Annotated in this window: 22 protein-coding genes and 2 pseudogenes; 11 read left to right on the forward strand and 13 right to left on the reverse strand. The window is 58.7% G+C overall.

The features are described from left to right. Window positions 1-120: 120 nt before the first annotated feature. The gene (locus ACH79_RS25395; protein ID WP_371419275.1) at window positions 121-1,323 is read left to right on the forward strand and encodes an acyl-CoA desaturase; all 1,203 of its coding nucleotides are present in this window, start codon (window positions 121-123) and stop codon (window positions 1,321-1,323) included. A 1,168-nt stretch (window positions 1,324-2,491) separates the two neighbouring features. On the opposite strand, the gene ACH79_RS25400 is transcribed toward ACH79_RS25395, so the two are convergent. Next, window positions 2,492-2,716 carry a hypothetical protein gene (locus ACH79_RS25400; protein ID WP_161853420.1) on the reverse strand — a complete coding sequence of 75 codons (225 nt, stop codon included), beginning with the start codon at window positions 2,714-2,716 and terminating at the stop codon, window positions 2,492-2,494. 902 nt (window positions 2,717-3,618) lie between these two features. Between ACH79_RS25400 and ACH79_RS25410 the strand changes: the two genes are divergently transcribed. Then, a complete protein-coding gene (locus ACH79_RS25410) occupies window positions 3,619-3,972 on the forward strand; it encodes a hypothetical protein (protein ID WP_161853421.1) in 354 nt (117 codons plus the stop codon). 100 nt (window positions 3,973-4,072) lie between these two features. Here the strand turns inward: ACH79_RS25410 and ACH79_RS25415 are convergent, their stop codons facing one another. After that, on the reverse strand, window positions 4,073-5,437 hold the full coding sequence (locus ACH79_RS25415; RefSeq protein WP_161853422.1) for a trehalose-6-phosphate synthase: 1,365 nt from the start codon (window positions 5,435-5,437) through the stop codon (window positions 4,073-4,075). A 413-nt stretch (window positions 5,438-5,850) separates the two neighbouring features. Between ACH79_RS25415 and ACH79_RS25420 the strand changes: the two genes are divergently transcribed. Continuing rightward, window positions 5,851-6,156 carry a hypothetical protein gene (locus ACH79_RS25420; protein WP_161853423.1) on the forward strand — a complete coding sequence of 102 codons (306 nt, stop codon included), beginning with the start codon at window positions 5,851-5,853 and terminating at the stop codon, window positions 6,154-6,156. Here the strand turns inward: ACH79_RS25420 and ACH79_RS25425 are convergent. Beyond that, window positions 6,129-6,628: pseudogene (locus ACH79_RS25425) on the reverse strand (IS701 family transposase); the annotation flags it as partial. The gene ACH79_RS25420 and the pseudogene ACH79_RS25425 overlap by 28 nt on opposite strands. A 132-nt stretch (window positions 6,629-6,760) precedes the next feature. Between ACH79_RS25425 and ACH79_RS25430 the strand changes: the two are divergent. From ACH79_RS25430 to groL, 3 genes are all read left to right on the forward strand, one after another. Continuing rightward, a complete protein-coding gene (locus ACH79_RS25430; protein ID WP_161853424.1) occupies window positions 6,761-7,030 on the forward strand; it encodes a hypothetical protein in 270 nt (89 codons plus the stop codon). Between the two features lie 335 nt (window positions 7,031-7,365). Beyond that, window positions 7,366-7,683: a co-chaperone GroES gene (locus tag ACH79_RS25435; protein WP_161853425.1), complete on the forward strand. Its 318-nt coding sequence runs from the start codon at window positions 7,366-7,368 to the stop codon at window positions 7,681-7,683. A gap of 140 nt (window positions 7,684-7,823) precedes the next feature. Beyond that, a complete protein-coding gene (gene groL / locus ACH79_RS25440; RefSeq protein ID WP_161853426.1) occupies window positions 7,824-9,464 on the forward strand; it encodes a chaperonin GroEL in 1,641 nt (546 codons plus the stop codon). A 303-nt stretch (window positions 9,465-9,767) separates the two neighbouring features. On the opposite strand, the gene ACH79_RS25445 is transcribed toward groL, so the two are convergent. From ACH79_RS25445 to ACH79_RS43120, 4 genes are all read right to left on the reverse strand, one after another. Further along, the gene (locus ACH79_RS25445; protein ID WP_202639032.1) at window positions 9,768-10,109 is read right to left on the reverse strand and encodes a hypothetical protein; all 342 of its coding nucleotides are present in this window, start codon (window positions 10,107-10,109) and stop codon (window positions 9,768-9,770) included. A 253-nt stretch (window positions 10,110-10,362) separates the two neighbouring features. After that, entirely contained in the window at window positions 10,363-11,430 is a 1,068-nt protein-coding gene (locus ACH79_RS25450) for an AI-2E family transporter (RefSeq protein ID WP_161853427.1), read from the reverse strand. A 201-nt stretch (window positions 11,431-11,631) separates the two neighbouring features. After that, complete coding sequence (locus tag ACH79_RS25455) at window positions 11,632-11,796, reverse strand: DUF3309 family protein (protein WP_161853428.1); 165 nt, start codon at window positions 11,794-11,796, stop codon at window positions 11,632-11,634. A 119-nt stretch (window positions 11,797-11,915) separates the two neighbouring features. Then, window positions 11,916-12,062, reverse strand: a complete 147-nt coding sequence (locus ACH79_RS43120) for a hypothetical protein (protein ID WP_202639033.1) — start codon at window positions 12,060-12,062, stop codon at window positions 11,916-11,918. A 226-nt stretch (window positions 12,063-12,288) separates the two neighbouring features. Here ACH79_RS43120 and ACH79_RS25460 point away from each other — a divergent pair, with 226 nt between their 5' ends. Beyond that, window positions 12,289-12,513 (forward strand): hypothetical protein, encoded by a 225-nt coding sequence (locus ACH79_RS25460; RefSeq protein ID WP_161853429.1) that lies wholly within the window; start codon window positions 12,289-12,291, stop codon window positions 12,511-12,513. 104 nt (window positions 12,514-12,617) lie between these two features. Here the strand turns inward: ACH79_RS25460 and ACH79_RS25465 are convergent, their stop codons facing one another. From ACH79_RS25465 to ACH79_RS25485, 5 genes and pseudogenes are all read right to left on the reverse strand, one after another. Continuing rightward, the gene (locus tag ACH79_RS25465) at window positions 12,618-12,887 is read right to left on the reverse strand and encodes a hypothetical protein (protein ID WP_161853430.1); all 270 of its coding nucleotides are present in this window, start codon (window positions 12,885-12,887) and stop codon (window positions 12,618-12,620) included. A 31-nt stretch (window positions 12,888-12,918) separates the two neighbouring features. Further along, on the reverse strand, window positions 12,919-13,152 hold the full coding sequence (locus ACH79_RS25470) for a hypothetical protein (protein WP_161853431.1): 234 nt from the start codon (window positions 13,150-13,152) through the stop codon (window positions 12,919-12,921). Window positions 13,153-13,318: 166 nt separating this feature from the next. Beyond that, window positions 13,319-13,837: an Hsp20/alpha crystallin family protein gene (locus tag ACH79_RS25475; RefSeq protein ID WP_161853432.1), complete on the reverse strand. Its 519-nt coding sequence runs from the start codon at window positions 13,835-13,837 to the stop codon at window positions 13,319-13,321. 309 nt (window positions 13,838-14,146) lie between these two features. Further along, window positions 14,147-14,277 (reverse strand): annotated as a pseudogene (locus tag ACH79_RS25480) (DUF3309 domain-containing protein). Window positions 14,278-14,443: 166 nt separating this feature from the next. Continuing rightward, window positions 14,444-16,294 carry an ABC transporter ATP-binding protein/permease gene (locus tag ACH79_RS25485; RefSeq protein WP_161853433.1) on the reverse strand — a complete coding sequence of 617 codons (1,851 nt, stop codon included), beginning with the start codon at window positions 16,292-16,294 and terminating at the stop codon, window positions 14,444-14,446. A 410-nt stretch (window positions 16,295-16,704) separates the two neighbouring features. Between ACH79_RS25485 and ACH79_RS44820 the strand changes: the two genes are divergently transcribed. The 4 genes from ACH79_RS44820 (at window position 16,705) to ACH79_RS25495 (ending at window position 18,055) form a co-directional block, all read left to right on the forward strand. Next, the gene (locus tag ACH79_RS44820; RefSeq protein ID WP_256380272.1) at window positions 16,705-16,857 is read left to right on the forward strand and encodes a PAS domain-containing protein; all 153 of its coding nucleotides are present in this window, start codon (window positions 16,705-16,707) and stop codon (window positions 16,855-16,857) included. Then, a complete protein-coding gene (locus ACH79_RS44825) occupies window positions 16,854-17,048 on the forward strand; it encodes a PAS domain S-box protein (protein ID WP_256380273.1) in 195 nt (64 codons plus the stop codon). Before ACH79_RS44820 ends, ACH79_RS44825 begins: the two co-directional genes overlap by 4 nt. Continuing rightward, on the forward strand, window positions 17,042-17,551 hold the full coding sequence (locus tag ACH79_RS44180; protein WP_246738111.1) for an HWE histidine kinase domain-containing protein: 510 nt from the start codon (window positions 17,042-17,044) through the stop codon (window positions 17,549-17,551). The genes ACH79_RS44825 and ACH79_RS44180 overlap by 7 nt, the downstream gene beginning before the upstream one ends. An 84-nt stretch (window positions 17,552-17,635) precedes the next feature. Continuing rightward, entirely contained in the window at window positions 17,636-18,055 is a 420-nt protein-coding gene (locus ACH79_RS25495; protein ID WP_246738112.1) for a response regulator, read from the forward strand. A 12-nt stretch (window positions 18,056-18,067) separates the two neighbouring features. Here the strand turns inward: ACH79_RS25495 and ACH79_RS25500 are convergent, their stop codons facing one another. After that, the gene (locus ACH79_RS25500) at window positions 18,068-18,370 is read right to left on the reverse strand and encodes a septal ring lytic transglycosylase RlpA family protein (protein ID WP_246738113.1); all 303 of its coding nucleotides are present in this window, start codon (window positions 18,368-18,370) and stop codon (window positions 18,068-18,070) included. Window positions 18,371-18,381: the final 11 nt, after the last annotated feature.

Raw genomic sequence — 18,381 nt, forward strand, 5'->3', positions numbered from 1 at the left:
CCCCGTGACCGGTTTACCGGCCGCGGGGTTGTTTTTTACTACCCCGTTAAGGCTGCCAGCCAGCGCGTGAGCCCTCCTACCGGTGCGACAGTCCCGCACTGAAACAACGAGGTCGCAAGAGTGTCTACCGATATTGATCCAGGTCAGGAACACGACGACATCATCTACCCGCAGGTCCTCCCATTTCTAATGATCCATGCTGGGTCCCTCATGGCGATCTGGTCGGGTGTCTCATGGCCAGCGATTGCGTTGTGCGTCGTACTATATTGGTTGCGCATGTTCGCGATCACCGCCGGATATCACCGATACTTCTCGCATCGAGCTTACTCAACGAGCCGGGCATTTCAATTCATTCTTGCATTCCTCGCGCAAAGCAGCTCGCAGAAAAGCGTCCTTTGGTGGGCTGCGAAACATCGACATCACCATCTTCATTCCGATACTGAGAAGGATGTGCATTCGCCAAGCCACAAAGGATTTGTTTATAGTCACGTAAGCTGGATATTCTATCGACAGAACGATGCTACAGATCTACCGAAAGTTTCGGACTTTTCGTCATATCCCGAGTTGATGTGGCTGCACAAATTCGAGCTTTTGCCAGCGATCGTGACGGCAGGTCTTTGCTTCCTCATTGCCGGATGGTCAGGACTTGTGGTCGGATTCCTCTGGAGCACAGTGCTTCTGTATCATGCAACGTTTTGCATTAACTCCCTCGCACATGTTCACGGACGCAAGCGATTTGTTACGGGTGATGACTCCCGCAACAATTGGCTTCTGGCTCTGTTTACGATGGGTGAGGGTTGGCACAACAATCATCACGCTTACCAAAGTAGCGCCCAACAAGGCTTCCGTTGGTGGGAGGTCGATGCAACCTATTGTATCTTAGTGACCTTGTCGTGGTTCGGAATTGTCTGGAATTTGAAGAGGCCGCCGGAGCAGGTTCTCCGCAACGAGCAACGCTTGGGATCTCGCGCAATAAAGCGAACGGCCGAGCAGCTCGTTGCTCGCTTCAATCCTGAAAGCATCGTGCTGGCGATCAAATCATCAGTCCATCAGACCGAGTTGTCCGTGAGGGACGTGCTTGTTCAATTGCACCATCGGGCGGACGTGCATCTGCCTAACATGCCGACTCGCGGCCAATTACTGGCTGAAGCCCAGGCCATGTTCGCGAAGACGACATCTTTGGACGACATCGTCGACCGTGCATATGAACTCTTGGTCGAAGCGGTCGGTTCCTTTTTGGTCGTTCCGACCCTCGTCGCCGTGGCAAATCCCAATCTTGAACGGAAAGTTGGCATTTTGCTCCGGCATCCCCATATAAGATGAATGGCAAAATGGCAAAAATCGAGCGCGCGGCAACCACAGAAGACGAAGGCTGAACTCCGTCAGATGCTGACCGAGGCGTTCTGCAATACGCCAAGTTTGGCCCCCCGACCGAAGCGCCTCGTGAAACGCGACGAGATTGCGAATGTAGTGGCGCCTTGCGTCGATTAGCTTCGGCGGTCACCTTCTGTCCATTGACCATCGAAAAGAAGGCCCGTGACGCTCTCGCGGCGGGGACACATTGAAGACGGCCAGATCAAGCTCACAGTGAACTGAGCAGTCTGAACAACCGAACAAGTCCAACTCTCGCAGCTAACCGCTTCCTTTGCTCTCGGGGCGTATTTTCGGCTTACGGATGCTTAGACATGTCCCGCCGCTCTTCCCGCCTGGCGGGCTCCTCCTCGTTGGCCTCTTTCTCAGCCAGCAGCTTCCGAATTATATTCCGCCTTCCTCGTCTTTCTCTTCTTCGAGAAGTTTGCGGCAGCGGCGAATGTTTTCTGGTGGATGAATCGCTCCATCGCGAACCTCCGTTGCGCTGAATACCCGACTTTAGAAGCCTATGGCTGAACAACCACAAAAGATTGCCACCCAAACTGGCGCTATAGTGAAAATAGCCCATTCTCGTTTCAATACGCAAACACAGGTACATTTCGAAGATGGTACGCAAGCTGTTCGCGAAAATCGCAAAAGAGAAGCAAAACCTAACGTGACGTACCGCGGGCGGCCGTTGGCGCGGCCATATCGCAGAGACGATATAATCCTGATTGGCTTTTCCATATTCCGCACATCTCACGCCGAGTCAGTCGGCTAAGTTGTGTGTGCGGCTGGCGTCAAACGATGTGGAACGTTATATCTCACGAGAGGAGTCGGCACTGCCACTGTCCTCGTTGAAGAGCGCTCTCAGCAAACGCCATAGCTTGCGGTGACCGGCGATTTGACCGCCTTGTGTTAGATAGGCGGCATTTTCCATCGTCGTTTTTTCGAATTCAACTGTGCCCCCACGGGCTGTCTCCAAAGCGCCACTCTCGCTCGATATCCAAGCTTTTGGTGTCTGTATCGAAGAGCGACCAGCAAACCTCGTGCGTGGTCGGGGCCCCGTACCTGACGATACAGTTCTCTCTTTAAGAAGGCCATTTTCGCTCTCGATGAGACAATGCTACAGCTGCGTGTCCTAGCTCAATAAGGTTCGGACCTTTGTAACGGCGTCATAAATTTCAATCTTGAGCATCGGATAAGCCGATTTCAGTTTACGACCCGATGATTCGGCAGCTTCGGCTGTGTTAAACTCCGACTTGAAGTGCCCGTCCACAATCACGACAAATCCTTCTGTCGGCGGTCTGTCAGCACGTGGCGCCCCCTGCTCGGGTTCGTCAATTGAGCGAACTGGCTTTTTCATCGGAGCTCTCACATCGTATCGCGGAAGCGTAGGAGGCGACTCTTTCAGACCGACAGCGGAGTCAGCCGCGAAACTCACCACGGCATTAGAAAAATGGGAATGACAAAACCCGGAGACCGCAACCGGCTTGTCTGGTCAGGAGTGCCTTCGAATGCGCTTCTCGCGACCGATCAGAGGCCGACGAAGGAAGGACGTACTCGCGGCGAAATATCAGACAAGATCTGAACCGCCGCAGTACCATTTGTCATAGATCGTTTCATCACGAAAGAGAATGTCTCGCGTCTCGAAGCCGGGCTTCCGAAACAGACCGCCCCGCGCAGGAGCTGCTTGAGCCGCTATTGGCTAAAGAGGGAACTACGTTTGCGGCGATTAACCCAAGACAAAATCCCGGCACGAACAAAGGGTCCTTCTTGAAAGCATTCCAAGACGGAATACAATGCTCAAAGCAGGCCGCGACTGGCTCGCGCCGTCAATGGTGCGTTGCCAATACGGCTGTTGCTGGCCTCGATCTCTGCGAAAAAATCCGCGAGCATTAACCGGCGGGCTCTTGTGGCGAAGTCAAAGAACTGAGGGGGCGGCCGGCGACTGGCCGCGATGTCGGTATTCGTCTGCCGCAATCTCTCCTGGCCAAAATCGCGAGATGGTCGGAAAGAAACGACGCCGCCTCCCGCTCCGAAGCCATCCGTCGCCTGATCGAGATCGGGCTTCAATTCGACGGACAGAAGCGATCTTTCGATGTCAGTCACGGAGCGCGCGCAGAGGAGCTTGCCGGAGCTCAGATCGACAAGATGGACGATGCATCGGCCACGCGAGGAACGTATGAAACGCAAGCGCCGGCTGACAAGAGGACCCTCCGAAGTTCGCGAAGGCCGCGTCGACCAGCGGAGGAAGCGGCGGTTCAGATGATGATGCAAGCTAGGGCCGAGGCGCCGCCTCCGACCGTCTTCGTGCTGGAGATCGACGGTCAGCCGATTTTGGCGTTCAGAGCCGCGACGCTTCGTCAGGCCAGAGAACTCGGCAAGGAGGACTGGCTGCAAGAGGACTTGAAGCGAATGACGATCGGGCACAGGCCGCTTTGGGATGGGAAGTCCCTGATCAGGGTGCGTCGCGCCAAGCCAGCAGAAGAAGTGTACTACATTGACGCGAAAACGGAGAACGCTGCAGGCGACTTGCCTTTGGTCTATCTGGTCCAGCGCGACGATGAAATGGATACAGCTGGTTCCGTCACTCGTGGATCATTTCCGCCCCGGAGATGATCTCGAAGTAACCACCTTATCGGCGGACTGGAGCAACCTCGTTGACGAACGAGATTATCGCGACCTGCTGCACCGATGCCCCGTTCCGAACAATCCCGAGCTAGCGCCTAAGTGCCCCGAGGAAACTCTCGCGCCACGCCGTAATGCTATTGCGGCGCAGTACCACCATCATGGCCCGCCAACGCTCGCATCGCTCCTCAAGTGGCATCCCCAGCGCAGTCTGCAATGCTTCGGCGACGGCGTCGGGGTCATACGGGTTGGCAATCACAGCAGCGTCGAGTTCATAGGCCGCGCCCGCGAATGGCGAGAGAATGAGCACGCCGGGGTCATCGGGGTGCTGTGCAGCGACATACTCCTTGGCAACCAGGTTCATTCCGTCGCGCAACGGAGTGACAAGAGCGACGCGACTGAGCCGAAAGAAGCCCGCGAGCGAGCGCTGGGAAAAGCTCCTGTTCAAATACTGGATCGGTGCCCAATCGAGTTCCGCGAACCGACCGGCCACGTCGCCCGCCAGCGCACCGAGCCTCTGCCGCAGCGCACGGTATTCAGGAACGTCGCTGCGCGTCGCGGTGGCGATCTGCAGCAAGCGGACATGGTTGTGATGTGCGGGATAGCCGTCGAGAAAGCCGGCGAACGCTTTGAACCGGTGCTCGAGACCCTTGCTGTAATCCAGCCGGTCCACCCCAATGATGAGCTGGCGCCCCCGGAGACTCTCCTGCAGCCGGCGTGCCGCCAGGGATTTCACAGCGCGATTGGCCATTTCGGCAATGGCTTCAGTATCGATCCCGATCGGGAAGGCGGCGGCGCGAAGAACGCGATCGAAAGCCTGAACGTGGCCATCGGACGAAACCTTGCCTCCTGCGCGGCGAACGATGGCGTCATGAAAGGCAGTCAGATCCTCCACCGTCTGGAAGCCGACGAGATCATAAGCGCACAGTGATTTTAGCAGGTCGCCGTAGTGGGGAAGGGTCGCCAGCACACCCAAAGACGGAAACGGCGTATGCAAGAAGAACCCGATCCGTTGTGTGGCCCCGGCGCGGCGAAGTTCCTCGGCCATCGGGATCAGATGATAGTCATGGACCCAGACGAGATCACTCGGCCTGAGCAGGGGCGCGAGGGCGTCCGCGAGTAGGGCGTTCACCCGTCGATAGGCGGCCAAGTCCCGTCGGGTAAAGTTCATGAGATCGAGCCGATAGTGGAATAAGGGCCACAGTGCCGCGTTGGAGAAGCCGCTGTAGTAGCCGTCATGGTCCGCGCGGGTAAGATCGACCGTGGCGTACGTCACTCCCTCGCTTTCGAAAACGTTCGGCTCTGGTGTTGTTTCTCCTAGCCTGCCACTCCACCCAAACCATAAGCCTCCAGCCTGATGCAGAGCGTCGACAAGGCCGGTCACAAGTCCGCCGCTGCGCTGCGCAGCTTCTCCCGGCAAGGCGACACGGTTGGAGACGATGACCAAGCGGCTCAAGCGGGTCCTCTCCGCGCTGTCAGGGTTGCGTGACGCCGAGCCGCCAAAAAATCTCGGCGAACACGGCAACGCAAATGATCGAGCGGTGACATCCGCCGGTGCCCACATTCACGCCGCTCCCCACGCGAAATCCACAAGTCCTTCCATCGGAACCAATGGTTCCGTCATCAGGCAATCTCGCGCTTGAGGTCGGGCGCGACGCATGGATGTCGAGCGGCAAGATCAAGGCGCTACTTGCAAACATATAGATCTTCTCGCGGGAAAGATAGGATACTCTGCCGAGCTGAGCTATTGGGCGCCGTCTAAACCGATCTTCGCAGTCGCGGCATTCTCGGTACTGGAAGGATTGACGCTGCGGATCGGCCCGCGATCGACCGAATGGCGCTTACCTGCGATATGTGCGATTATGTAGCATGGTCAAAAAGAAAGGTCGAAGAACAGCGCCGGAAGAAGAAATGGCAACCGCTCTCGACCGTTGGGACGAGGAAAGCGGAGCGCAGGAGTTGGCGTGGCCTTTACCCTATGAAGCCAGCGATTTGCGGGACGTGGAGCGCAGAGTCCTGGAATGTCTGGGTGCCGCCCTTGTCAGCGAATGGAATGATCTGCCTACTGACGTCCAACGCAGGCTCTTCGAGCACGCGGCCTCGGGAAAATCGCACGACGCCACCGCGTTGACCCGTTTCCTGCACGATCATAAAGGCGCCTCGCGTGTGCGCTGAAACGACCTTGGCAGATTTGTCCTCGCCGTTGCTTTTCGCTGACCTGTGTTCTGCAGTATGGGTATCGCGGATCTGATGGCTGAAGAATGAGAGCGACGATGGCGGGACGTACGGCCGGCAGGCTGGGCTGAGGTGGTGGCCCGTCGATTCATTTTTGCGCCCCGTTTTGGCAATGCGGCAGTGCGGCAAGAAGGAGTAAGCAATCATCGTCATAAGAGCGTGACGATAAAGACCGTGTCACGATCATCCCTCGAAGTGATCGAGACCTAATTCCTCTTTAAACTGTTGATGCGCTTGCTCGCAGATCAATCGCGCCTTGACCGTTGCTGCCAACCGCCGCAGGCCTATCTCGGCTGGTAGATTTGCGAGATAGCATTTCTGCTTCCCAATGCTCGCCGATCGCCAACGCATTTTTCCACTTAGCATCAGCAAGCATCTCGTCGGCCGGCATCACCAACAAATCCGGGACGTGTATTGCCTTGTATTTGGTGACTTCGCAGCCATCTCATGATAAAGAGATAGCTAATCTCGGCACAAAGATCACGGTAAACGGATTGCTTCACTATAGTGCCGATGCGAAGCTGTTTCTGACGGATAGCCGATCATGACCATGCGCTCCCGACGCGAAACGGTCACCTTCAAGCATCCCTTCCGAATCAAGGGCATCGACCGCCTCCTGCCTCCGGGTGCCTACGAGGTCATCACCGATGAGGAGATGATCGAAGGATTATCGTTCGCGTCGTTTCGCCGAGTTGCCACTGTGATCACGGTGCCGGCGGCGCCGCCGCGCACTTCAACGATGGAGATGATTTCCATCAGCCCGGTCGATCTGGCTGACGCGCAGCGCATTGATGCCGACGCGCCTCACGAGTGACGAGCCACTCGATCTCGACAAGCACCGCTGAATGGCTGCACAAGAAGCGACCGACGTCCGGCGTATTCTGGCGCACGTCGAGAACAACGCAAAAGCTGCGTGATGGGTGGCTTTCTTAATGGCCCTGCGTCCAACGACTTAGCGCCACACAGCTGGTCTTGACCGGATCCTTAGCCGCCGCTGCCTTGGCAGGTATTTCGTGACGTTCTGAGCAGAATATCATTTTTGGACGGTCTTGTTCGTCCTCCTGCGGCCGCTTATGTGCTGATTAGCACTCGTTGGCCGCGACTGCTATTTCGTCCAAAGCAACAACAACCAGAAAATAGGAGGACAGCATGAAATTCCGTCCGCTTCACGACCGCGTTGTGGTCAAGCGTATCGAAGCCGAAGAGAAGACCACTGGCGGAATCATCATTCCGGACAGCGCCAAGGAAAAACCCTCGCAGGGCGAAATCACGGCGGTCGGCCCGGGTGGCCGTGACGAAGCCGGCAAGCTGATTCCGATAGACCTCAAGGTCGGCGATCGCGTGCTGTTCGGCAAGTGGTCCGGTACTGAGGTCAAGCTCGATGGTCAGGAACTGCTGATCATGAAGGAAGGCGACATTATGGGCGTTCTCACCGATCTGCCCTCCGCCAAGAAGAAGGTCGCGTAAGCGCCAGTCAGTTTTCTTTGTCCTGAGCAGTCGGCGCAGCCGGCGTCTTGAAGGATGAAGCCTGTAAGTGCAACTCGTCATTAAGAGCTCGCGCAGTCGCGCGGTCCTTGGGATCTGACCAGTCGAAAACGGAGATCACTATGTCGGCCAAAGAAGTCAAATTCGGCGTCGACGCCCGCGACAGGATGTTGCGCGGCGTCGACATTCTCGCCAACGCCGTGAAGGTCACGCTCGGCCCCAAGGGCCGCAACGTCGTGCTCGACAAGTCGTTCGGTGCCCCCCGCATCACCAAGGACGGCGTCACCGTCGCCAAGGAGATCGAGCTTGAGGACAAGTTCGAGAACATGGGCGCCCAGATGGTGCGAGAAGTTGCCTCCAAGTCGGCGGATGCGGCCGGCGACGGCACCACCACCGCGACCGTGCTCGCGGCTGCGATTGTCCGTGAAGGCGCCAAGGCGGTTGCCGCCGGCATGAACCCGATGGACCTGAAGCGCGGTGTCGACCTCGCGGTGGAAGCCGTGGTCGCCGACCTCGTGAAGAACTCCAAGAAGGTCACCTCGAACGAGGAAATCGCCCAGGTCGGCACCATCTCGGCTAACGGCGACGCGGAAATCGGTAAGTTCCTCTCCGACGCCATGAAGAAGGTCGGCAACGAGGGCGTTATCACGGTTGAAGAAGCGAAGTCGCTCGAGACTGAACTCGAGGTCGTCGAAGGCATGCAGTTCGACCGCGGCTACATCTCGCCCTACTTTGTTACCAACGCAGACAAGATGCGCGTTGAGATGGACGATGCCTACGTCCTGATCAACGAGAAGAAGCTGTCTCAGTTGAATGAATTGCTTCCGCTGCTCGAAGCCGTGGTGCAGAGCGGCAAGCCGCTTGTGATTATCGCGGAAGACGTCGAAGGCGAAGCGCTCGCTACTCTCGTCGTCAACCGCCTGCGCGGCGGTCTGAAGGTCGCTGCCGTCAAGGCGCCGGGCTTCGGCGATCGCCGCAAGGCCATGCTGCAGGACATCGCGATCCTGACCGGTGGTCAGGCGATCTCGGAAGATCTCGGCATCAAGCTTGCGAACGTTACGCTCGCCATGCTCGGTCGCGCCAAGAAGGTGATGATCGACAAGGAGAACACCACCATCGTCAGCGGCGCCGGCAAGAAGGCCGACATCGAGGCGCGCGTCAACCAGATCAAGGCGCAGATCGAGGAGACCACCTCGGACTACGACCGTGAGAAGCTGCAGGAGCGTCTGGCCAAGCTCGCAGGCGGCGTCGCGGTGATCCGCGTCGGTGGCGCGACCGAGGTCGAGGTGAAGGAGCGCAAGGATCGCGTGGATGACGCGATGCATGCGACCCGCGCGGCCGTCGAGGAAGGCATCGTGCCGGGCGGCGGCGTCGCCCTGCTGCGTGCCTCCCTGCATCTCAAGGGCCTGCGCACCAAGAACGATGACCAGAAGACCGGCGTCGAGATCGTGCGCAAGGCGCTATCCTATCCGGCGCGCCAGATCGCGATCAATGCTGGCGAGGACGGCTCCGTCATCGTCGGCAAGATCCTGGAGAAGGATCAGTATGCGTACGGCTTCGACTCCCAGTCCGGCGAGTACGGCAACCTGGTCACCAAGGGCATCATCGACCCGACCAAGGTCGTTCGCGTGGCGATTCAGAATGCGGCTTCTGTTGCGGCGCTGCTGATCACTACCGAAGCCATGGTGGCCGAATTGCCAAAGAAGAACGCCGGCGGTGGCGGCATGCCTCAAGGTGGCGGTATGGGTGGCATGGATTTTTAGTCCAACTCGTTCAGAGCTCAACAATAGCGAAGGCCCGGCAGAAATGCCGGGCTTTCTTGCAGGAATCAGCTCAAGCGGGCGCTTCTGCTTTCAAGTTAGCGTCAACGCAGAGACGCCTGGTCAACGTCTCGCTTACTCGTCGCGCAGCGCTTCGATGGGATCGAGCGGCTCTCGCGCGGAGTAGTAGCCGAAGAAATGCCAACGGCTGCCGAGAACAGGAACCCGCCGGCGATCGCGGCCAGTGATACCGGCGCCGGTCAGCCTGTGAGGGCGGAGATGGCGACGGACCAGGTTGGCCTTGGCCTAGGTGAGCGATGCCTTGTCCTTTTCCAGCTGCGCCTTGGCGATGGCAAGACTGGTCTTCGCTTGATCGACGATGCTCTGGTACGGGCGAGGATCGATCTTGGCGCAGGTCTGGCCGCGCTTGATCTCTGTGTTGTAATCGCAGCTCAATTCCTGGATCACGCCGGATACATAGGTCCCGACAATGATCGTCAATTCCGGATTGACCGAGCCCGTGGCGTTTACGTCGCGCGCGAGGTCACCAATCGCAACAGGCACCGTTTCATACCGGACCGACGCGTCGCCGCTGAGGGACCACCAGATGCCCAGAGATGCAGCGGATAACAGCACCGCGATCGCCACGGCAATCCGATACCTCGTCGCAAATCGCGGCTGCGCGAGCGGCTCCTTGACCGGGCGCCCGGCCGGCGGCAGTGGCACATAGGGCAGAGCGTCCCTGCTTTCGGCTGTGGCACCAGTGCCGAGATGCGTGTTCGCCTTGGCCAGGCGTCGGATGGCCGCCACCTTAGGCTACCGCTGGGCCGAATTGTTGATTGGGATCAAGGTCTGGGAGCCTGGCAAGCCTTCATCGCGCTCGCCCGACGGGCGGTGACCACTAACGAATGGTGCCGTCCTTCTCGGCGACTTGCCTCGATGCCGAAAATATATCCCAAGCCGCGATGAACATGGCCGCGATCACCGGACCGATGACAAATCCGTTGAGACCGAAGGTGGCGATTCCGCCCAGCGTGGAGATGAGAACGACATAGTCGGGCATCTTCGTGTCTTTGCCCACCAGCATTGGACGCAAGAAATTATCCACGAGTCCGATGATGAGCGCGCCGAAGGCGATCAAGACTATGCCCTGCCAGATAGCAGCGGTCACGAGAAGATAGACGGCGACCGGGATCCAGATGAGGCCTGCGCCTATCGCCGGCAATAATGAAAAAACGGCCATCACAACGGCCCAGAGCAGCGGAGCGCTGATCCCAAGAAACCAGAATATCAGGCCTCCGAGCGCTCCCTGCAGCAGGGCCACAAGCATGTCGCCCTTGACCGTGGCGCGGATGACGATTGCGAACTTGAGGACGAAGGCGCTCTGCTGTTCGGCGCGTAGCGGGATAGCATCTCTGATCCGTTTGGACAGCGCGTCCTGGTCGCGGAGCAGGAAGAACAACAGATACAGCATGACGAACAGGTTCACGATGAAGTCGAACGTACTCTGACCAATGTTGAGCGCCTGTGCGGCGATGTATTGGCTGCCTGTCATGAGGGCGGCGGAAAGCTTTTGCTGCACCGCATCGAGACTCGCCAGGCCGAAGCGGTTCAGCAGATTGATCGTCCATACAGGCAAGAGGTCATGGACCTGCTGAAAGAATCGACCGAGATCCAGCTCTCCCGACTGGACTTTCCCATAGAAGCCCACCGCTTCCTGCGTCAATGCCGCCGCGATCAGCGTCATTGGCAGGATCACGATCGCGATGATGATCATGACCGCAGACAGGGCGGCAAGGGAGCGCCGCTGCCCCATCGATCTCAGCAGCCAACGATGCAATGGCGCAAACAATACGGCTGTGACGATTCCCCAGAGAACCGCTCCATAGAATGGCAACAAGATCCATGCGAATGCCAGCGATATCGCAATGGTCAGCAGCAAAAACGCATTGTTTTCAATGGTACGCATCGCGCCATTCCATCGGGTAAGAGGAGCCGTCCAGGCCAAGCCGTGCTCCGCCATGCGGCTGCTCTTAAAAGCTCAAACGACACATGACGACACCGGACGGAAAGCCACGACCAAGCATCTCGTTGGGGCTGGCTGGGCCCCGTTACGCCGATGATAGGATGGTCTGCGATAGCGCCCGGTCGACGCAGCCGACACTGAGGATCAGAGTCGACCCAGCAGCAGCACTACGACCAGGATGACCAGGATAATGCCGATGACACCCATGCCGCCGTGGCCGAAGCCGTAGCCGTAGCCGCCAAAGCGGCCGCTGAAGCCACCAAGCAGGAAGATGATGAGGATGATAACGAGGATAAGTCCGATCGACACTGGCCGACTCCTTTGGTGGGACCTTATGGGCTATTGGGCCTTTTGGCAGTCCGAGTTGTGCGCGCGGTCCTCAAGCTCCGGCGACGGTTGTCGCCAGCATAGGCCGGAAAACGGCCGTGCTATTTCTTTTCGATTGAAATGCCACGCTCGCCGATGTTGATCTCGACGCCAGTGGTTTTCTGTCGCTCCCGGTACACTTGATAGCCCAGTGTCACCGCGACGACGGCGAGCCCGCCGATGACGAGGTAAAGAATATTGCGAGACATTGTCCGGGATTCCTGATTCGTGTGCTTCGCTCTTGATGCCAAGGCATGGCGAAGCTTACGAGGGTGTCACCAAGTCATTTTGATGCAAATCAACGGACTCAAACGAGACTTCGGCTGTAGTTCAAGAAATTTGCGATGAGGCATGAGCGAGACCTGAATCAATCAAGAAGGTTTGCTCCCTCAGTTATCCTCGTCATCTGATGGAAGGCGCAAACAGGAGCTGTGAATGTTCGGGCTAAAACGACCAACTCGCATTGATCTCCGTTCCAACGACGCGGCTATCGTCGTTCGCGAAAATGGTGAGATGGAAATGTTCATCCGGCAGGCAAAGAGTGACGAGGAACTTCCGCCCGGCCAGGTCGTTCTCGCCCTTTTCGGAATGGCATTCCACGATGAGCGGGTACGCAAGCTGTTGGCGCAAATTGTAAAAGAGAAGCAAGGCCTGACATGACACACGCTGCCGTGCGCGTCGCCGGGGCAGTCAGTTGGGTGCGCAGGTCATCAGATGATGGTTGTGAAGAGGCGCGGCGAAGTCATGTCTCGCGAGAGGCGCCGTCACCGGCTGTCCTCATTGAATAGCGCTCTCAGCAAACGCCAAAGTTCGCGGTGACCAGCGGTTTGGCCACCCTGTGTGAGATAGTCCGCAATATCCATCGTCGATGTGTGGAATTCGACTGTGCCCCCGAGTCCTGTCTCCAGATGCGCCATCTCTCGCTCGACATACAAGCTCTTGGTGTCCGTATCGAAGACGAGCAAAGAACGGTCCTCGTGTGTGATCTCGGGGCCTTTCACCTGACGATATAGTTCTCTCTTGAGGAAGGCCATTCTCCGCTCCCCGATGAGGACGGTGCGATAGCTAAGTTTCCGAGTCCAATAAGGCTCGGACTTTGGTCGCGGCGTCATAGATTTCGACCTTGAGCATCGGATAGGTCGATTTCAGTTTACGGCCGGCTGATTTTGCCGCTTCGGCCGTCTCGAACTCCGACTTGAAGTGCCCGTCGACAACCACCACAAATCCTTCTGTCGGCGGCCGGTCGGCACGCGGCGCCTTCGGCTCAGGCTCGTCAGTTGAGCGAACTGGCTTTCTCAATGGAGCTCTCATCGTATCGCGGAAGCGTGACGGGGGGCCTCTCGGGGACCGACAGGCCGATCACGCTGCGCAACCTCACTCGACCACATCGGAAATGGCGACGCCGAAATCCGGAGACCGCAACCAGCTTATCTGGCTCGGACCTCCGGATTTCCGACTGCACGGGTTAGGCAGCCTTGCCGGGTGCGGGGGCCTTGTTCGGTCCGGGGCTCGCGCTCGGCGGAGTGCCTGTCTTGATATCGATTGTCTTGGTGGTCTTCACGGCCTTGGCGGGCTTCTTGATAGCGAGATGCAGCACGCCCTTGTCGAAATGAGCTTCGACGGCTCCCTCTTCCGGCTCGAAGGGCAGGGACATCGATCGATAGAATGAGCCGTAGCTGCGCTCCTCGACGTGCCAGTTCTTTTCGTCTTTCGTGCTCTCTGCCTTTTTCTCGCCGGAGATAACCAGCTGGTTGCCGTCCAGGCTGACCTTGATGTCCTTGTCGTCCACGCCGGGAAGTTCGGCCGTCACTTCGAAGGCATCCTTGGTTTCCGCCACATTGATTGCCGGCGCCCCCGCCCCAATGCTGGAAGAAGGCGAACCCTGATCGAAAGCGCGAAGCGCGTTTTCCATGTCACGCCGCATGGCCCTGAACGGGTCGAAGGCAAGCTCCTGGCTGGTAGTCCACAATCTCGGAAGGGTCATCTGGTTTCTCCACAGGTTGAAGAAATATCAGAAGACAGCGTGCTCTTCGCGGCCGCGGCGGCGTTGACATAGCGCAAAACGGCCGCGGTATTTCGAAGCGGAGGGGGCCATGATCATCATGAGGATGAAAGAGAACGCGTCAACAAAGTTGACCTAATGACACCCAATGAGCCTGCATCGCTGCGCTGAACGCCGGTAGGCTCAGCGCATGCGCCATGATGAGCAGATGCGGCAGAGGCAATCTCAAGCCACCCGTATGGAATTAGCGGAATTCTTAACCCGTGACCTGCTCACCGGCCACCCGCTTGGTCAGAGTTTGCCGAGCAAAAGCAGGATCAGCAGAATGACAATCACCAGTAGAACGGACCGCCACCGATCCCGCTAAAGCCGCCCAGCAGCGCGATGATCAGAATGATCAGAATGATGGTCCCGATTGACATTTCGATATCTCCCTTTGCGGTCTGTCGCGACGTCATTGTCTCGAACATTGCTCGGTCAGCAGCAGATCCCGAGCAAGTTCCCAACAGGGAACCCATCCTGTTACGAAGATCGCGAAGCCTGGTTGACCCAAATCAAAAATGTGGCCGTACGAAAAGTGGCCTCCCGTTATGGTCGGATAGTCTGCAGCCAGTCGTCGAGCTGCTGCAGCCAGCGCCGAGGCGGAGGTGGGGCAGGGGGCGGCTTGAGCTTGAGGCGGTCACCGTCACGTCCATGAACAAGCTGAAGCGTTCGGGTGTGATAGACGGCCAGATCCGGACGGTGACCAATGCTCAATACCGTGGCCTGCTTCAGTTCATCATCGAACAAAGCCATGAGGCGGCGCTGGCTGTCTTCGTCGAGCGCGGCCGTCGCTTCGTCCAGAAAGACCCATGCCGGCTTGTGCAGGAGAAGGCGCGCAAAAGCGAGGCGCTCCTGTTCGCCCAGCGAAAGCTCCTTGTCCCAGCGCTCGGTCTTGTCGAGCTTGGGAACGAGATCGCCGAGATCACACCGCACCAAGGCCTGTCGCACATCCGCATCAAGGAAGGCGTTGGGCGGGCTCGGATAACTCAGGGCGTTGCGTAACGTCCCCAGCGGCAGGTAAGGGCGCTGCGGCAGGAACGCCATGGCCCCGGGCGCAGGCGTGAGGATGATCCCGGATCCCCACGGCCAGAGGCCCGCCACGGCGCGAAACAGTGTCGATTTTCCTCTTCCGGTGTCACCGACAATCAGCACGCGCTCGCCTGGGGTGATGCTGACCGTCGCGTCATCGATGATGATATGTCCGTCCGGCAAGAGGATGCGCACGCCTTCGAAAGCGAGATGTCCCTCCGGGTGCAGAGCGCGCTTGATTTCCTCCGCGCCGTGTTCGATCGCTGGGAGACTGTCGAGCGCTTCGCGGAAGCGCGCGACCCGGTGCACCGCAGCACGCCAGTCGGCGAGCCGCGAAAAATTGTCGACGAACCATCGCAACGCCAATTGTACCTGGGTGAACGCGCCCGCCACCATGATCAGGCCGCCCAGCGTCAGATTGCCGCCGAAGTAGGCCGGTGCGGCCACCAGTATCGGTACGACCAGCGACAGCCAGCCAATGCCCGATGTGATCCAGGTCAGGTGAGCGAGCGAAGTGGATATCCGTCGCATCGTGTCCACGACAGCCGCGAGCCCAGCCTCGAGATGCCGTCGTTCGTCGGTCTCGCCGCCATGCAGTGCGATGCTCTCGCCGGATTCGTTGACGCGAACGAGTGCGAAGCGGAATTCCGCCTCGCGCGCATATCGCTCGCCGTTCAGGGCGATCAGCGGCCGCCCCACGATCCAGGTCAGGGCAGACCCGGTCAAAGCATAAGCCAGCGCACACCAGACCATGTAACCGGGAATGGCGATGTCGTAGCCCCCGACCTGGAACGTGACCTGCGCCGATAGAGTCCAGAGCATGCCGACGAAAGCGACGAGCTGAAGCAAGGAATAGACGATGCCGCAGCCGAGGTCGGCGGTGTAGTCGCCCAAGAGGCGCGTATCCTCCTGGATGCGCTGGTCCGGATTGTGTCCATACTCGCCAGCAAAGCCGAGCTGATAGACGCGCAACGGCTTGAGCCACTCGGCCAGGAGGTGACGGGTGATCCATTCGCGCAGTCGAAACTTCAGGCGCTCCTGGAGGAAGGTGTTTGCGACCGTGAGCGCTAGTAAAATGACGATGATGACAGCGAACGTCTGGAGATCATGGACGAAGCCCGACAGGTCCTTGCGGCCGACGGCGTCGAAGAACCGGCCGTTCCAATCATTGAGTTGGACCTGTCCATACATATTGGCGATGGTGACGACAGTCGAGGCGATGAAGATCGCTATCACCCGTCGCCCGCCTGAAGCCTGCCGAAGCACGCGCGCGAACAAGCCCAGGTCCCGGGCAAGATTGAAATCGTGTACCGGCGCAGCTCGGATGAGCGCGTCCGCGAGAGGAGGTCTGGCGGCCGCGCCCGGCATGATCGGCAGCAGCGGATCTGCGGGCTGCGGCAGCTTCGGAACTGCCTCGGCCGGAGGGGGGACGGCCTGGGGAGCCGCGGGTGATGCAACGTCAGCCTTCATACGTTCGCGTCACCCCTGTTTCATCGGCCGGAATCACTGCGTTAGCCAAGCAGGCCCGGGCGATCAGGATATTGACCCACCGCAATGACTTCCCCCGGCGGCATCATCACTATGCTACCATGAAAGCGCCTGTTTCAGGAAGAAGCCTGCAGAGCCCTGGTCACGGCACGGCCTGCAAAGCGCAATGATCGACCGGGGACATGTCAGAGATAACGGAAAAATCTGGCCGGCAGAAAGGTGCCGAAGCCGCAGTCGAGAGCTTTCGGAAGGACCTCGGCCCGTTTGTCGTCGCCGCTGAAACGACCCGAATGCCCATGCTGTTCACGGATGCGGCAAAACCCGACAACCCGATCATCTTCGCCAACGACAGTCTTCTCGCTCTGACCGGGTATGACCGGGAGGAAGTGCTCGGAAAAGACTTCAACTTTCTGATGGCCAGCGGTTCGGATGCCGAGCCTTGACGCGAGCCAAGGCCGAGTTCGAGGGTTCATCCAACGGCGCCGAAGTGTTCTGCCGCCGCAAGGATGGCAGCGAATTTTGGGCCGCGCTCTTCGTCAGTCCGGTACGCGATGAAGGCGGCGACATCGTTCAGTATTTTGCATCGCTGATTGATCTCACCAAACTCAAGGAGAAGCTCGATCCAGGATGCTGATCGACGAGCTGAACCATCGCGTCAAGAATACCCTTTCCACGGCGCAATCGATCGTCTGGCAGACGTTGCGAACGACGACCGATCCCAAGCAGATTCGACAATCCATTGAATCCCGGTTGTCCGGCTCTCCGGTCGCACGATCTGCTGACCCGCGAGAAATGGGAAAGTGCCGGCCTGCTCGATATCGCTCACGATGCGCTGGAACCATTCGGGGGGGCCGGCGGACGGGCGGATCGCATCGTGATCACGGGGGAGAACATCCGCTTTCCACCAAAAGCAGCTTTGGCCCTTGGTATCGCGTTCAACGAACTTGCGACCAATGCCGTGAAATACGGTGCGTTGTCCAACGCGGTCGGATCGATCCAGATCTCGTGGACGGCGGAGACGACACCCGCCGGGAAAAGGCTCTTGCTGAGCTGGAGCGAGAGAGGTGGTTCCCCCGTCCCGCCGCCGGTACACAAGGGATTTGGCTCGCGGGTGCTCGAGCGTGGCCTCGCCCATGAGCTGGGAGGCGCGGTGCAACTGGACTATCAGCCGAACGGGCTTCATCTGCACGATGGACATTCCGTTACCAAGAGGTGCTCCTGTTGGATAAGTTGCTTTGCGGCCGGCGAGCCCTCGTGGTCGAGGATGAGATGCTGATTGTCATGATGATTGAAGACATGCTTGCCGACCTCGGCTGCAAGTCGGTGACTTCCGCCGCGAAGGTCGATGAGGCGCTCGCGCTGATCGATGCGCAAGCCTTCGACGTCGCGCTGCTCGACATGAACCTGGGTGGCGACGATAGCTATCCGGTAGCGGAGGCGCTCTGTGCGCGCGGAGTTCCGTTCGCCTATTCCACCGGCAACACCGGTCAAAGCGTCAGAGACGGTAACCCGGACAGGGTTGTGCTGAAGAAGCCCTTCAAGCTTGAAGAACCTGGTGGCGATACTCACCCGCCTCAAGCTCGCGCCGATCGAATAAAAGGCTCGATGATTGTCAGGTTCCAGGAAGCCACAGGATCTTGAGGCACACCTTCGTCAAATCGGCGAAACCGAGCTCATGTGCGGCGATTTGCGATAGATCATTATTCTTCCACTGACGAACGGGCCGCGATCGGTGACCCGTACTACCGACTGCCCGTTTTCTTGATTGTCGACCCGGACGAGCGTCCCAAACGGCAGTGACCGATGCGCGGCGGTTCGATCGTTGACGCTGGTGTCCTGTCCGCTTGCCGTCTCTTCGCTCAGGGTCGAATAGACCGAGGCAATACCGCACTCGTCCGGCTTTGCATCGTCCGCGCGTCGGTTCGAACAGAATGAGTTGCAGCAACGCGGTCGCAATCACATGCGAC

This window comes from Bradyrhizobium sp. CCBAU 051011 (assembly GCF_009930815.1).
Classification (GTDB): Bacteria; Pseudomonadota; Alphaproteobacteria; order Rhizobiales; family Xanthobacteraceae; genus Bradyrhizobium.

Bases quoted from the DNA above. Each gene is read 5' to 3' on its own strand.
- ACH79_RS25420 (WP_161853423.1), top strand. From the start codon at position 5,851: ATGGTCAAAAAGAAAGGTCGAAGAACAGCGCCGGAAGAAGAAATGGCA.
- ACH79_RS44180 (WP_246738111.1), top strand. From the start codon at position 17,042: ATGCTGATCGACGAGCTGAACCATCGCGTCAAGAATACCCTTTCCACG.
- ACH79_RS43120 (WP_202639033.1), bottom strand. From the start codon at position 12,062: ATGTCTCGCAATATTCTTTACCTCGTCATCGGCGGGCTCGCCGTCGTC.
- ACH79_RS25465 (WP_161853430.1), bottom strand. From the start codon at position 12,887: ATGGCCTTCCTCAAGAGAGAACTATATCGTCAGGTGAAAGGCCCCGAG.
- ACH79_RS25430 (WP_161853424.1), top strand. From the start codon at position 6,761: ATGACCATGCGCTCCCGACGCGAAACGGTCACCTTCAAGCATCCCTTC.
- ACH79_RS25400 (WP_161853420.1), bottom strand. From the start codon at position 2,716: ATGAAAAAGCCAGTTCGCTCAATTGACGAACCCGAGCAGGGGGCGCCA.
- groL (WP_161853426.1), top strand. From the start codon at position 7,824: ATGTCGGCCAAAGAAGTCAAATTCGGCGTCGACGCCCGCGACAGGATG.
- ACH79_RS25450 (WP_161853427.1), bottom strand. From the start codon at position 11,430: ATGCGTACCATTGAAAACAATGCGTTTTTGCTGCTGACCATTGCGATA.
- ACH79_RS25435 (WP_161853425.1), top strand. From the start codon at position 7,366: ATGAAATTCCGTCCGCTTCACGACCGCGTTGTGGTCAAGCGTATCGAA.
- ACH79_RS25485 (WP_161853433.1), bottom strand. From the start codon at position 16,294: ATGCCGGGCGCGGCCGCCAGACCTCCTCTCGCGGACGCGCTCATCCGA.
- ACH79_RS25460 (WP_161853429.1), top strand. From the start codon at position 12,289: ATGTTCGGGCTAAAACGACCAACTCGCATTGATCTCCGTTCCAACGAC.
- ACH79_RS25410 (WP_161853421.1), top strand. From the start codon at position 3,619: ATGATGATGCAAGCTAGGGCCGAGGCGCCGCCTCCGACCGTCTTCGTG.
- ACH79_RS44820 (WP_256380272.1), top strand. From the start codon at position 16,705: ATGCCCATGCTGTTCACGGATGCGGCAAAACCCGACAACCCGATCATC.
- ACH79_RS25475 (WP_161853432.1), bottom strand. From the start codon at position 13,837: ATGACCCTTCCGAGATTGTGGACTACCAGCCAGGAGCTTGCCTTCGAC.